10 protein-coding genes and 2 pseudogenes are annotated in these 14,786 nt (G+C 39.0%); 5 read left to right on the top strand and 7 right to left on the bottom strand.

Features of this window, described 5'->3' with window-relative positions; all coding sequences use genetic code 11:
• Positions 1-7 precede the first annotated feature (7 nt).
• The 4 genes and pseudogenes from treP to ABVJ71_RS07875 all read right to left on the bottom strand — a co-directional run bounded on the left by treP (position 8) and on the right by ABVJ71_RS07875 (position 5,405).
• On the bottom strand, positions 8-1,429 hold the full coding sequence (gene treP / locus ABVJ71_RS07860; RefSeq protein WP_353856377.1) for a PTS system trehalose-specific EIIBC component: 1,422 nt from the start codon (positions 1,427-1,429) through the stop codon (positions 8-10).
• A gap of 164 nt (positions 1,430-1,593) precedes the next feature.
• A pseudogene (locus ABVJ71_RS07865) lies at positions 1,594-1,917 on the bottom strand (DUF1992 domain-containing protein).
• Between the two features lie 74 nt (positions 1,918-1,991).
• A complete protein-coding gene (locus ABVJ71_RS07870) occupies positions 1,992-3,716 on the bottom strand; it encodes a methyl-accepting chemotaxis protein (RefSeq protein WP_353856378.1) in 1,725 nt (574 codons plus the stop codon).
• A gap of 30 nt (positions 3,717-3,746) precedes the next feature.
• On the bottom strand, positions 3,747-5,405 hold the full coding sequence (locus ABVJ71_RS07875; protein WP_353856379.1) for a pyridoxal-dependent decarboxylase: 1,659 nt from the start codon (positions 5,403-5,405) through the stop codon (positions 3,747-3,749).
• Positions 5,406-5,979: 574 nt separating this feature from the next.
• Here ABVJ71_RS07875 and ABVJ71_RS07880 point away from each other — a divergent pair.
• A complete protein-coding gene (locus ABVJ71_RS07880) occupies positions 5,980-7,962 on the top strand; it encodes an LTA synthase family protein (RefSeq protein WP_353856380.1) in 1,983 nt (660 codons plus the stop codon).
• 435 nt (positions 7,963-8,397) lie between these two features.
• Here the strand turns inward: ABVJ71_RS07880 and nagE are convergent, their stop codons facing one another.
• The gene (gene nagE, locus ABVJ71_RS07885; RefSeq protein WP_353856381.1) at positions 8,398-9,762 is read right to left on the bottom strand and encodes an N-acetylglucosamine-specific PTS transporter subunit IIBC; all 1,365 of its coding nucleotides are present in this window, start codon (positions 9,760-9,762) and stop codon (positions 8,398-8,400) included.
• A 190-nt stretch (positions 9,763-9,952) separates the two neighbouring features.
• Here nagE and map point away from each other — a divergent pair, with 190 nt between their 5' ends.
• The 3 genes from map (at position 9,953) to ABVJ71_RS07900 (ending at position 11,261) form a co-directional block, all read left to right on the top strand.
• The gene (gene map / locus ABVJ71_RS07890; RefSeq protein WP_353856382.1) at positions 9,953-10,702 is read left to right on the top strand and encodes a type I methionyl aminopeptidase; all 750 of its coding nucleotides are present in this window, start codon (positions 9,953-9,955) and stop codon (positions 10,700-10,702) included.
• Between the two features lie 122 nt (positions 10,703-10,824).
• Positions 10,825-10,986 carry a hypothetical protein gene (locus ABVJ71_RS07895; RefSeq protein WP_353856608.1) on the top strand — a complete coding sequence of 54 codons (162 nt, stop codon included), beginning with the start codon at positions 10,825-10,827 and terminating at the stop codon, positions 10,984-10,986.
• Between the two features lie 134 nt (positions 10,987-11,120).
• Positions 11,121-11,261, top strand: coding sequence for a YflJ family protein (locus ABVJ71_RS07900; RefSeq protein ID WP_353856383.1), 141 nt, complete (start codon positions 11,121-11,123; stop codon positions 11,259-11,261).
• An 842-nt stretch (positions 11,262-12,103) separates the two neighbouring features.
• On the opposite strand, the gene ABVJ71_RS07905 is transcribed toward ABVJ71_RS07900, so the two are convergent.
• Both ABVJ71_RS07905 and ABVJ71_RS07910 read right to left on the bottom strand, forming a co-directional pair.
• Positions 12,104-12,457, bottom strand: coding sequence for a hypothetical protein (locus ABVJ71_RS07905; protein ID WP_353856384.1), 354 nt, complete (start codon positions 12,455-12,457; stop codon positions 12,104-12,106).
• A 16-nt stretch (positions 12,458-12,473) separates the two neighbouring features.
• On the bottom strand, positions 12,474-14,195 hold the full coding sequence (locus ABVJ71_RS07910) for a T7SS effector LXG polymorphic toxin (protein ID WP_353856385.1): 1,722 nt from the start codon (positions 14,193-14,195) through the stop codon (positions 12,474-12,476).
• 330 nt (positions 14,196-14,525) lie between these two features.
• Here ABVJ71_RS07910 and ABVJ71_RS07915 point away from each other — a divergent pair.
• Positions 14,526-14,696 (top strand): annotated as a pseudogene (locus tag ABVJ71_RS07915) (transposase); the annotation flags it as partial.
• Positions 14,697-14,786 lie beyond the last annotated feature (90 nt).

Below are 14,786 nucleotides of genomic sequence, written 5' to 3' on the forward strand. Positions count from 1 at the left end.
AAAAAGATTAGGCTTCATCCTTTTTCCTCTTCAGTTTTGCGTATAAAAGGGTTCCAATGAATGGAACAATGAGGACAATGACCATACCTATGGCAAATGCGCCCCAATATTTCGGGATAATAGAAAATATACCCGGAATGCCTCCGACCCCGACAGAGCTTGCTAACACACCTTGAGAGGCGATGAACATGCCGGCTATTCCTGAGCTGATCATTGCAAATATAAATGGGAATCTGTAGCGCAGGTTAACACCAAACATAGCCGGTTCGGTAATGCCTAAATATGCTGAAATGCTAGATGTAAGTGACAGTCCTTTTTGTTTTTCATCCTTTAGGACGAACATCATTGCAAGAGCAGCAGATCCTTGCGCAATATTCGATAAGGCGAGCATTGGCCAAAGGAACGTGCCGTGCAGCTTTGAATTAATCAATTGAATATCTACTGCTAGGAAAGTATGATGCATTCCTGTGATGACTAATGCCGCATATAATCCACCGTATAACAGGCCGCCAAGTGCCGCAAATTGCTGGAAGACCGCCACTAGTCCAGATGTCAAAACGTTTCCAAGCGCAAACGTAATCGGTCCGATGACGATAAAAGATAAAAAGCCGATCAATAAAAGTGTAATGGGGGCAACGACTAACAGTTGAATACTTTCTGGTGTCCGTTTTGTTAAGAATAATTCAAGCTTTGTCAATAAATATGATGCGACTAATATGGGAAGAACTTGCCCCTGATAACCTACCTTTTGCACTTCGAGTCCGAATAAATGCCAAACTGGAATATCACCAGACTTTTCAGCCGCTCCATATCCCCAAGCATTTAACAAGTCTGGATGAACGAGCATGAGTCCAAGTACCATTCCTAAAAGTGGATTTCCTCCAAAACGTTTCACGGCCGACCAACCAATTAATGCTGGCAAGAATGTAAAGGCAGTCCCTGCGATGAGATTGATCATATTCGCTAAATCAGCCCATGCCGGATACACATCTACGATCGATTTTTGATCAAAGAAAATATCAGGAGCCGTTAATATGTTATTAATCCCCATTAATAAACCAGCTGTGACAATGGCAGGAAGAATTGGAATAAAGATATCAGCAAGCGTTTTCACAGCACGTTGCAATGGATTTAATTTCTGATCAGAGACGCGTTTGACGTCCTCCTTTGTCGCTTCCCCAATCCCCGTTTGTTTCACCATTTCAGCATATATCCGGTTCACTACACCTTGGCCGATGACCACTTGATATTGACCGTTTGCTGAGAATGAACCTTTGACTTCATCAATTTGTTCTAGCGCTTTTTCGTCAACCTTTTCTTCATCCTTTAAGACAAACCGAAGCCTTGTGACACAATGTGTGGCTTGTTCAATATTTTCCTTGCCGCCGACGGCTTTCACAATCTGATCTGCTGCTGCCTGATAAGCCATGCTATCCCCTCCAAGATCGTTTTTATAAGAAAAAAGAACCAAAACTTGTATATACATGTTTAGCTATTATTTTATATTTGTATATACATGTAGTCAACAATAAAATATAGCGCTTACATAAAAAGCTGCCTCTGTGTTGTCAGAAGGCAGCGTGACATTATTTTTTATTCTCTGTTCACTTTTTCATAGACCCTGTTTTTATAAAAGGAGGAGGCAGGACGTGCGAATGTTTGGCGCTTTGCAGTTAATTCATCAAGACGTTTTTGTTTTTCCTCACAAACGAGAGAGTGTTTTTCTCTTTCCTCTGAATCCATAGTCGTTAGCAAAACCTGCATTTTTCATGATTCGGTAGCCCATTCTCAATTCTTCGGGTACATAAGCGGCATCATCTTTCGGTAGCGGCTTTCCAAAGCCTGCTAGACCCTCAAATGCACCGTTTTCCATTGCTTTTTAATCCGTTCTTCTGACAGTCTCTGCGCGAAATCCATGACTCTGCCCCCCCTTTCCATTTTATTTGAGCATAGCAATAAAGCTGACTCTCATACAAGAGCCAGCTTTCCGGTTATTTTTCGTCGATTTTAAATGTTGCAACCATCTGTGCCAAGTCTTTTGACATATCAGATAGCTGTTCAATTGCACTAGAGATTTGCTGCATTCCAGCACTTTGCTGTTCTGATGCCGCCGCTACTTCTTGAGAGCTGGCTGCATGTTCCTCTGAAACAACAGAGATTTGTTCAATAGATGTTGAAATTGTTTGGTAAGCTCGTTTCACCTGCTGAATCGATTCAAGCAGATTATTGGTTCTTATTGCAAACTGGGAAACCCCGTCGTAAATACCAGCGAAGTTTTGAGACGTACCTTGCATTTGCTCACGTCCTTCTTCCACTGCTCGGCTGCTTTCCTCTACGCTCTCAAGCACACGCTGACTGTTTTCCTGTGTGCCAATGACTAAGTCTGACACCGTCTTAGCCGCATCTGCCGATTGTTCAGCAAGCTTACGAACCTCATCTGCCACAACAGCAAACCCTTTCCCTTCTTCTCCAACACGTGCCGCTTCAATAGAAGCATTTAGTGCTAGCAAATTCGTTTGCGCTGAAATGTCCGTAATAATCGAGATCACACTTTCAATTTTAGTTGAGTGTGATTTCAGTTCTTCTGCTGCCTGTTTTGAGTTCGTCATCATGTTGTGTAACACATTCAGATGCTCAAGCACATGTTGAACCAGCTTCTGGCCTGATTCTGATTGCTCCTGTACATTCGATGAAACGGATTTCATTTCATCTACTTCTCTTGTCACGCCTTCGATTTGTGTGTCGATTTCAGCAACAGAGGTCGTACATTCCGTAATGTTTGACACAGAATCATTGATGCCTTCACTCATATTCGCCATCGCTTCTGACACTTGCTGAGCACTTTGACTAGATTCATTCGTCACCGTGCGAAGCTGTGAAGACATTTTGGAAACTTCACTTGATGAGCTGGAGATTTTGGCAATAAGCTCTTTGATCCGTCCCTGCATCTTTTGGAAGGAAGCAGCTAATTGGCCGATCTCGTCTTTACTTTCAACCTCCACCGTTCCGGTTAAATCGCCCTCTGCAATACGATTGGCTGTCTCCATAAGTGAGCGGGCCGGTTTCGCAATTCTTCTTCCCATAATAAACGAGAAGAGTAATCCGCCAATCAGCACAATAATAGAAGCAACTGATATATAGATTGTCAGCTTCTTCGTAGTTTCTGGAACAACAGAGGCATCTAAGTCAATACCTAAAACCCCAGTCAGCTCACCGTCTGAATCTTTCATTGGTAAAAAGACTGATTTATGTGTACCATATGAATCATTGTAAATATCACTTTTCACTACTTTATCTTCAGATAGAGCTTGCTTCATTTCATCTGAAAAAGCATAATCCTGATTAAAATCATTGTCTTCCCCAGTTAAGACAATAATTCTCTCCTTGCCACCCTTATTAGATAATACGTATAAGTTCTCAAGCGAATGATTTTCTTTAAGCTCAGTAATTTTCTTTTTGGCTTCAACATAAAGCGGATCATTCTTCCCGCTAATGCTTAAGACATTGCCATCAATATTGTCGATTTCTTTTTTAGCTGTATCAATATCTGTTGTTAATCGATAATCAAATTGCTTTAATAACTGGGATGATAAATCTTGGCTGACCAGATAAAATGTTAAAACGAATAATGCAACAGTTACGAGTAATGTTCCGACAACAACTGACATGATTTTGGAGGATATCGTTAATCCTCCAAATTTACTTTGTTTCGCCATTTTTTCTACATCTCCACTCTCATGTTTGATTTAAGCATGTACACATTCAAATTGTCCACAAACTGATGCGATCACGTCTTTTAGATAAGATACGATATGAGGTATATGCTCCGGCAATGTATAAGGCGAGATGACAAAAAACTTACTAACACTTAGATAAAATTCTTGACCTTCTTTAGAATTCACAAGTAAAAACTTCGTTGTATCTCCAAAGAACATTTCGTCTCTTTTCTCTCCAAGTTTTTCGAAAAGCATTTTGTTGAGTTCATTATTCCGCTCGATTTCAATCGATGATGCCATTCCGGAGATTTCTTCTTTGAATCGTGGGGAGTCGTCAAGATAAATTCTAAATAATGTGGCCATCCCTACGTTGTCATCATTTACGACTTCTGCTTGCGGAATTTCCTGACTTAATGCCTCTCTAAATTTCAAATTCACCTCTAAAAATTGACCGAGTAAGCGCTGGTAACCTTCTATTCCAAACGTTAACAAGACACTCAGCATGCTGATAGAGCTTCCCATTCTTGAGCATTCGAGTGTATAACCCGTATGGTATTCACCATAGCCTCTATGTCCAACATACGGTGTTTCTTGTTCTTCTAAATCCAGACGCTTTAAATCAGCAGCGTTCTTCACTAAGAATAAACTGGATGTATACGGTGTTTGACCAAGCTTTTGAAAATCAAAGCACATGGTGTCTGCAAGAGAAAGATGACGGAATTTCGCTTTGATTTCTTTTAACATACGAATGACACCGCCTGAGAAGTGCAGCGGGTTTTCAGATATATCATACTCATTAAAAAAAGCAAAAAATCCGCCCAGTGCTGAATCTGCATGAATATGCGGCACATTCAGCCCATACTTCTCAGCAATCGCTTCTGCCGTTTCACGTACCCCTTTCACATCATCAATCGCAATGGCATCTGTTGTTCCTGTCGTTGCAACAATATAAATGGGTATTCCGCCGTCTTGTGCAACGCGCTCCATTTGACAACGCAAATCTTCCATATCCATTGAATGATCCTTATTCGTTTTAATTCTGATTAAATTATCTGTACCAAGCCCTGTTGCTTCCATTGACTTAAACAAACTATAATGTGCTGCATCAGAACAAAACGCATAAAGATTCTGCGGGACACCTTTTCTTAATGACTCCGGCGCCACTTTAGCAATCGCTAAACGAAGTCCTGAAAAAATAGCCCCTTGACCTCCCCATGTTGTGTATCCCCCGCTCACACTTGGATCATATCCGATGAGCTTAGACATCATTGAAACCACTCTGACCTCAGCTTCAGCACCTGCTGGCCCATAAACATCCCATAAGTTGTTTCCATTCACCAGCATGGCAGTCAGCATGCCTAGAATTCCCGGTGTACTTGCCATTGGCAAAATGTTCGTGAAGAAATACTTTGTGTGGTATGGATGGTTATATAAAAGCTTAAGTAATTCTTCATTAACCTGTTCTGCTTTTTGACCATTTACCGGAATTTCACTTGTTTCAGTGAGCTTTTGATAAAAATCCTCGCCACGATTCTTTTCACCTTTTAGGTGAGCACGGTTCGGATCTTTCAGATGATCGACTCCTGAAATGATCTGTTCCATTAATTTGACGAGTTCTTTACGATCCTCTTCATTTCCGTCCTCACTCGGAAACCAGTTTTGAACGAGGTTCTCTTCTCGTACAGTCATATACTATCAATCCTTTCAATGGAAGATTTCCTGTCATTCTCTATATCGACCTCAATTGAAAAGTTTATAGTCTTGAAATGTTCACTTAAGTATATCTAGATAATTTGTTTATTCTTTAAAGTTAATAAAACCCTTACAAATCCCACGAAATCATTTATTTCACGAAACAATAAAATATATTAAAATAATATTATGAAAGGGTTTTTATCCATCTGTTTTCTTCGTTCTTGTGTTCATTTTCTTCGCTCAATAAGCATAAACATCTGTAAACACTAGAAATTCTTACAAAAACTTCGTTGTAGTATTAAATTAATTCTTTAGACTTGTGTCTTTTTACCTTCTTTATTGATATAACAACAGAAAAACACTGAATTTTCTGTTAATAAAGGATAAATTTCATAAAAAAATTTTCGATCATCGAATACTTTCGATTTGTCTCCTTTTATGATCCGGACAAGCCTTTTACGTGCTTTGCTAGTTATGACTTTTCTATTTCAGTATTTCGTGGTATATTCTAATGGTTCGTTTTCTTTCGTTCCGCCTCTTCCGTGTTTCGGAGAAAAGGAGTGTTTTTATGAAAACATTTATTCAAAAAAGAGGTCTCGGCTTCTTTGTGATTGCAGCCATCTTACTTTGGCTGAAAACTTATTCAGCTTATGTAATTGAATTTCATCTTGGTATATCAAATATGCTTCAGCAAATTTTGCTCTTCGTGAATCCTATTAGCTCCAGCTTGTTCTTTCTTGGCTTTGCTTTATTGTTCAAGAAAAAATGGCAGCCTGCCGCTATCATTGTGATTCACTTTTTCATGTCTTTTTTACTATACGCAAACATCGTGTACTATCGATTCTTTAATGACTTTATCACGCTGCCTGTTGTGATGCAGGCAGGAACGAATGGCGGACAATTAGGTGATAGTGCATTCTCACTCATGCGTTGGACTGATATTCTTTACTTTATCGATACAATTGTGTTGATCATACTTGCAGTTCGCATGAAAAGGCAGCAAAAAACAAGTACATCTACTGTACCTGTACAAAGGTCTAAATCATTCAGACTCGTTCTTGTGTCCTCTGTCGTGATCTTTATAATCAATTTGATCGCTGCAGAAATTGATCGCCCAGAGCTTTTATCAAGATCCTTTGATCGTAATTATCTAGTGAAATACTTGGGTGCTTATAACTTTACAGTGTTTGATGCCATTCAAAATGTGAAATCAAACAGTCAGCGTGCACTGGCAAACTCAAATGATGTAACAGATGTAGAGAACTATTTAAAAGCAAATCGTGCAGATCCAAATCCTGCGTATTATGGGAAAGCGAAAGGTATGAACGTCATTACAATTTCCCTTGAATCTCTGCAAAATTTTGTCATTGATTATAAGGTGAATGGGAAAGAAGTGACCCCGTTTTTAAATTCATTGGCACATGACAACAAAACGTTTTATTTTGATAACTTCTTCCATCAAACAGGACAAGGGAAAACGTCTGATGCTGAATTTATGATGGATACTGGGCTATTCCCATTATCACAAGGCTCTGTTTTTATTAATAAAGCTCAAAATACGTATCAAGCACTTCCAGGCATCTTGAAGAAGGATCATTACACGTCAGCAGAATTTCACGGAAATACAAAAACATTCTGGAACCGTAATGAAATGTTTAAATCCTTTGGTTATGACAGATTTTACGATTCTGAGTATTATGATATGAATGAGCAAGATACGAAGAACTATGGATTGAAAGACAAACCGTTCTTCAAAGAATCCATGCCGTTGCTGAAAAAGCTGAAACAGCCGTTCTACTCGAAATTCATCACGTTATCAAACCATTTCCCATTTGGAATGGATGAAGGTGATACAGATTTCGAACCTGGTGATTTCGGCGATTCTGTTGTGAATAACTACTTCCAATCGGCCCACTATTTAGATGAAGCGATTGAACAGTTCTTCAAAGATTTAAAAAAGTCAGGTCTATATGACAATACTGTGATCATCATGTACGGAGATCATTACGGTATATCAGAAAACCATCATGAAGCAATGGAAAAAGTCACAGGACAAAAAATTGGAGATTATGAAAATGCCCAGCTCATGCGTGTACCTTTGTTTATCCATGTACCAGGCGTGAAAGGCGGACAGATTCATAAATACTCTGGTGAAGTAGATATTGCGCCAACTCTTCTGCACCTGCTTGGTGATGATACGAAGAACTATTTAATGTCTGGTTCTGATATCTTGTCTAAAAACTTTAAAGAGCTTGTGCCATTTAGAAATGGAGACTTCGTATCAAAAGACTACACGAAAGTTGGCAATGACTATTACAGTAATAAAACAGGCGAGAAAATCGAACCTACAAACAAAGCAATTCAAGAAAACGAAACGGTGAAAAAAATGTTAGAAACATCTGATAAGATCGTCACAGAAGACTTACTTCGTTTCTATCATCCTAAGGGCTTTACACCGATTAACCGCAACGACTATGACTATACAAAGAAGGTACAGGATGAAAAGGACGATTCATCCACCCAAGAAGATTCCGGCTCTACTTCACACTAATCTATCTCACCGACAAAGAACCAGATTGTTCGGCAAAGGGCTTTGGCCTTTGGCCCTTTGTCTCTTTTCAAGCGTGAATTGAACACCTTTGAAGTCTTGAAAGACCCGAGCTATTTATGCAAAGCGAATGAAACATTCGTGAGAACCGACGCTCGAGATCTAACTACGACTGTCTGGTGAAGCATCCTCTGCATGAGCTGAGGATGCTTTTCTTTATTAAGATGCCATCACTAAATGCGGCTTTAACAACTGTTTGACATTGTATCATTACCTATACTGGAGTCCATTGCAGGAAAGCGGTCTAGGCCAACGAACAACTTGCACATGAAGGCGAGAAAGCGTCTAGTAAATATAGCTTGCAACACTTGCGTACATAATATAGGGGAGCGTAAACAAAAAAACGTTCAGCCAAATCAACTTGGCTGAACGTTTCTTTTAATCGCGATCTACTTGCTTACGCAGGTCATCTGCTACAAACTCAACATTCGTCCCAATGATAATTTGAACGGACGATTTCCCTGAGGTCAGTACCCCTTTCGCACCTGCTTTTTTCAATTTTCCTTCATTAATTAAATCCGTATCTTCTACTGTTAAACGAAGACGCGTCGCACAATGGTCAATCGTCGTGATATTGTCTTTGCCACCTAATCCCTCTAACAGCGAGCTCGCTCCGAGAGAAGCTTCATGATCTTCAGTCATATCTTCTATGTCATCATCTTCCCTACCCGGCGTCTTCAACTTTAACAATTTAATGAGAAAATAGAAGACAACAAAGTAGACGATGCCGTAGATGACTCCGACCACTAATAGCAAAATCGGTTTCTGTGCGATACCGAAACTTAATACATAGTCAATTGCGCCTGCAGAAAAGGCGAATCCGCTATGAATTCCCAATGTATTAACGATGAACAGCGAAAGTCCTGTTAAGATGGCATGTACGCCATATAATAGTGGTGATAAAAACATAAATGAAAACTCGATTGGCTCCGTAATACCTGTAATAAAAGAAGTGAGCGCCATCCCAATCATGAGCCCAGCAGTCGCTTTTCTCTTTTCAGGCTTTGCTGTGACCACCATGGCAAGACATGCAGCCGGTAGTCCAAACATCATCACTGGGAAGAATCCCGTCATAAAGACGCCTGCACTTGGATCTCCTTTAAAAAATCGTGCCAAATCACCTGTTGCTCCATTGAAATCCCCAAACTGAAACCAGAATAAATTATTGAGCACATGGTGGAGCCCTAGTGGAATAAGCAAACGGTTAAAGAAACCAAACAGCCCTGCTCCAGTTGCTCCAAGGCTTAAAATCCATTCCCCCAAATCATTGATCACACTTTGAATCGGAGGCCAAACATATCCGAAAACGGCCGCTAATATAATAGTGAAAAGTGCTGTGACAATCGGCACAAGCCGTCTCCCACTAAAAAATCCTAAGTATTCTGGGAGCTTCGTATCCTTAAATCGATTGTAAACGTAACCTGCCAAGAGCCCGCATAAAATACCGCCCAATACCCCCATATTGTTGGTCGAGTTAATAGAAGTCGTTCCCGCTGTCAAAATAAAATAGGAGATGGCCCCTGATAATGCGGCTGCTCCATTGCCATCTTTTGAGATACCGATGGCCACACCCATCGCAAAAATTAACGCCAAATTCGCAAAAATTGCATTTCCTGCTGCATGAATAAACGGGATATTAAATACATCCTCCCGCCCAATTGCCAAAATAATTCCTGCCGCAGGAAGTACAGCGATTGGTAGCATAAATGATTTTCCTAACTTTTGAAAAAACTGAAACACCATCTGAATTCTCCCCCCTTCGTCATCATCATGACCTCAATCTTTCATGATGTTCATAAAAAATATATCATATGCACATCTAGTTATCTATACCAATTTGTCCACATCAATCGAAATCCTGTCCTTTACTCTTTTTGCTTAAAATATGGTAAGCTATTGAATAGAATGAAGATATAGAAAGCGGGAATGAACAGTGATTGTCAAACATGACCATGAGCTAGAAGCATTAAGAACAGTCGGTCGAATTGTCGCTTTGGCAAGAGAAGAGATGAAAAGCCAAGCGAAGTCAGGCATGTCAACAAAGGAATTAGATTTGATTGGTAAAAAAATATTAGAAGAACATGGAGCCAATTCAGCTCCTGAAAAGGAATACGATTTCCCTGGTACAACTTGTATTAGTGTAAACGATGAAGTAGCACATGGCATTCCAAGTGAAAAAACCATCTTACAAGAGGGTGACCTGATTAACATTGATATATCAGCAGAGCTTAACGGCTATTATTCCGATACAGGTATTTCGTTTGTACTAGGCACGGGCGATGCTCGTCTTGAAGCATTATGTCAATGTGCTGAAGATGCGTTCTTTGAAGGATTGAAACATGCGAAAGCCGGTAAAAGACAAAATCAAATTGGCCGTGCGGTTTACAATACAGCAAAAGAACAAGGCTTTACCGTCATTAAGAACCTGACAGGACACGGCATTGGGAAAAGTCTGCACGAAGCACCAAATCATATTCTGAACTATTATGACCCATTCGATAATGCATTATTTAAAAATGGAACGGTGATTGCCTTTGAACCTTTCATTTCAACAAATGCTGAAACCATTTATCAGGCTGATGACGGCTGGACATTTAAAACGCCAGATAAAAGCCTTGTGGCACAAATTGAGCATACGATCGTGATCACAAAAGACGAACCAATTATTTTAACGAAACTTTAAGTCATTTATCCCCTCTACAAACTAGAGGGGATTTTTCATGTTCCCTTCACGAATCTAGCATGACTAAACAAAAAAGCCTGTGGTAAAATAGGCAAAGATATGCGAAAGGGGTCTTAATGGATATGTGGTTCACCATCATAGGTGTGATCTTTTTAATTGAAAGCATTATTTTAACGGTCGTCGGTCTCAAGAAGAAACAATCAATGATGACTTATCTTGGCGTTGTCTTAATGATCATGACAATTGGAATGATCATTGTCACACTCAATCCGCCAAATTCATAATTTCTCATTTTCAGCATATACATGGATCATAGGCAGATAGAATCAGTTTTCATTTTTTCAAGCCTGCACACTGTTCACCCTCTTTTTTGAGATGTTACAATGCAGGCAGTTTCAATTTGAAGGGAGTTTCTATCATGCATTATGGTAGCAAAGGCTGGTATGTAGCAGAGTTGAAAAAGCTTGGTGTCACAAAGCATGAAGGTAGAAAACTTCAAAGCTTTAAAACCTATTTCTTAGCAAATCTTCTTGAGCAAAATAAGCGCGCTCATAAGTGAATGTGAGCCGTACATCTTATGATTGATGTACGGTTTTTTTATGTGTGCTGTATCCGTCTTTCTCACTGAATCTGCCAAAGCCTCCACCTCAGGATGTCTCTGCGTAAATCATTACTTCATGTGCATCTTGACTTGATTTTAACGCTTTGTTCATATGTCGTTTAGAAATAGGATAAGAAACTGGCTCATTGTATGGTCCTTGCGCTCATGAAATTTGATATTCTCCGTCCGTCTCTATAATTGCAAAGCCATTCCCATGATGTTTCTTCTACCTCATTAGTTTAATATATATCAGAAACCATAAATACCAAGTATTGATCATATTTTAGAAAGAAAAACTATCCTAGATACAGTTCTACCGTCTATCCAAACTGAGAATGCCATCTGGTAAGGCCACATCCCTCATCACCTTTGATAAGGGAATAGGCGGGTCTCCCAATAAAAAAGCGGACAACAAACAAGATTTTCAATAAATATATTTGCATTATTCAACCTAGAAGATATAATTCTTTTAGAGTTACTATAAAATCAGAATCTGCTTTTAATTCAATCTTATGAATAAAACTATAAAACTGGATTAATTTAGAAAAAATTATATAGAACAACCGCTGCACTATTTAGTTTTTATATAGATTGGAGGAACATATGCATAAATGATAGTGCATTGCTTAAATTTGAGGGAAATGATTGTAGAGAAAAATCCCCTGCATCCATCAGGGGATTTTTTGATAATGGATATGTTATTGATCATTGTCGTTTTAGAGGTATCATAAGTAAATTTGTAAAGTTTTGAAATTAAAAGATTCATAGTGTGCATCAAAGAAGTATTAATTGCTCAAACTTCACTCTTCAGACATAGCATCATCGTAATCCTGTAATTCTTCCATTATTTCTTTTAATCGGTCAATATTATTTATAAATTCTTCGTAAGAAATTTCTTGATAATTAAATACTCCTTCACCATATTCATCACTATCATATATTTTCACAACCGCACCTAGATTCAATAAACGATCAACTAACTCTTTTAAAATTTCCATATTATCAATATCATTTGCATCCGTTTCAGCAAAGAAATCTTTTTTTTCCATCTTATCTTTTATCTCTGTAATCCCTAAACCAGTGTACTTTCTTAACGGTACTACAAGTTTATTAGTTGGACCTTGAGGACTAATTTTTATTGCTAATTTACTCATCTATCTTTCCTCCTTGCTAAAATTCCTCTAAAAAGTTTGGATTAACAGGTCTACCAGGGGCATTTTTGCTATAGCTCCCTCCATGCCAACCCTTTAAATGTTCTCTACTAGTAACAGGATAAATTAATTCTCCCCTATTACAAATATGTGGATAATTCATAGCATTATAAGTATGATGTCCAATTATTGATTCCCCATTATATTGAGGTTTTTTACCTTTTAAAATCTCTTGTATCTGTTCATTAGTCCAACCCCTTGTTGTAGGTTCTCCATCTAAAATTCTTTTCTTCTCTTGCTTCCAGAATTCAGTAACCCCCGCTGCCCTTCTTTTTGAAAACCTTCTATCCCATTGATATCTTTTGTATTCTTCTTTTGTAACTGTACGATTTTCAATCTTTTCTTTTATTTTTTTCTGCTGACTCCTACTTAAAGATTTATAAGGTGTAATTTTTGCAGTTAAATCAAATTCTACTTTCCGTACCCTTTGAGTAATAATCTCTTCTCCTACTGCTACTTTTTTATTACTCAAAGCATTATTTGTACCCTTAACTCCCATTTTACCATGAAACCCTTTCGCCCCAAACGGCAAAAGCATCCCCAGCGTCGCATTCATACTCGCTTCCTGTTGTTCTTTTGAGATCTTGTTCCCAAACATGTCTCTGCCAGTGATGGCTTCGCTAAATCCGTTTGCTGAAGCAAGTCCATAAAGTCCTTTTTGCGAGGTTTTCAGGACGTCAAATGACTTTTGTGACGTCTTATAAATGTCAACCGCCCTGATTGCGGCTGTGGTGGCTTGGGTGGTTTTGTAGATCGCTTTTCCGCTTTTGAAAATGCGCCCTGCCCAGCCGACGATTGGGATATAACCTGCTGCTGCCATTCCGCCTGCGGCGACTCGTTGGCCTGCCGTAAGCTCTTCGCCTGTAATTGGGTCGACGCCCGTAGCCGCACGTTTTGCATCGTTCACCCCTGTTAGCTCATTCACGATGTTTCCACCATAATCAAGTGCTTTTTCATACCAAGGACGGTTCGCCAGTGCTTCTTGTTCTTTCGCAATCTTGCGGGCTTTTTCCTGTTCTTTTTTGATTTTGAGATATTCAGAAGTTTGCTTTTCAATATCGCTTTTTGCTTTATAGATTTCGCTATTTTGATACGCTTTCTTATCAAAATTGATCGGTGAAATGGTTTTTCCGTCATTTGTCGCATTCATCATTTCGGCGTACAATGCCATTGTAGCCTGCTCTTCAGTCTCTGACAAAGCATATTCATCTTTTAGATGTTGGTCTAATTCGTTTAAATCTTTTACGGTCTTTTTCCGTTTGTCTTCGGCATCCGTTATCTTTTCATGAAAGATTTGATCATCAAACACATCAAGGGAGATGAGATCATCTATATCCTGAAAAATGCTTTCTAGTGCCTTCTTTTGATCAGATACAATGCTTTTGGCGTTTTTTAACCCCATCTCTACCTGATTTTCTAGAAAGTGTTCATCAATAAAAGTATCACCGCCAAAGCTCGCATCTTCAAGTGTACCCGCAACACCTTGGTGAAAGGCTTTTTGTTTATCTATAAAGCTAATCAACATATCCACATTTCCAGCTAGTTCTTGATAAAAACTTTTAATATTGTCGGCACCTTTTCCAGTGAAATCATCACCGAGATTCGCCACACCTTGTAATGCTTTTTTTAAGTCTATCATTTGTTCCCGAAGTTCCAGATAGTGCTTCGCTCTTTCTTCCATAGCGCTTGTTAGTGCTTTGGCATCAAGTATTTTCCCCAGAAGAAGTCACTCCCTCCTATTCATTGATAAGGACAATTTTACCAACACAACACTTGTCATTAAATAGGGAGAAAGATACAAAAACAGCACTCATATGATTCCGAGTTCTGTAGATTTGGGTTTTCAGTAGAGGTTGTTGCTCTTAATTCTGGTTATTTGACAACCACAATTTGTAAAGGTTTATCGGATCGACGTATTTTGGTGTCATCGCACATAGACGTTTTCATCCAACAAGAGGATTATTTGCAAAAAGGAACATAAAGAAAAAGTCAGACAAAATCGGCTGTCTGGCTTTGGAAAAGAGTGATACAAAAAAAGAAAAAAATAGAGCAAAGCTTTGCAGATTGAAAACAACTGCATGGGCTTCGCTACTGCCGGTTGAGGGGAAAACAAAATGTGAGTGAGCAAGTTCTTCTCACAGCCGCATGTCAAAACATGAAAAAGATTGCTACACAACTAGCAAAGCTAGGTGTGTGGGAGGGCTTTATCAATCTACGTTAAAAATAAAAAAGATTGTAGAAAAACACGAGTTTCTCTACAATCTGCCTAGCT

Source organism: Bacillus sp. Bos-x628, assembly GCF_040500475.1.
Lineage (GTDB): Bacteria > Bacillota > Bacilli > Bacillales > Bacillaceae > Bacillus > Bacillus maqinnsis.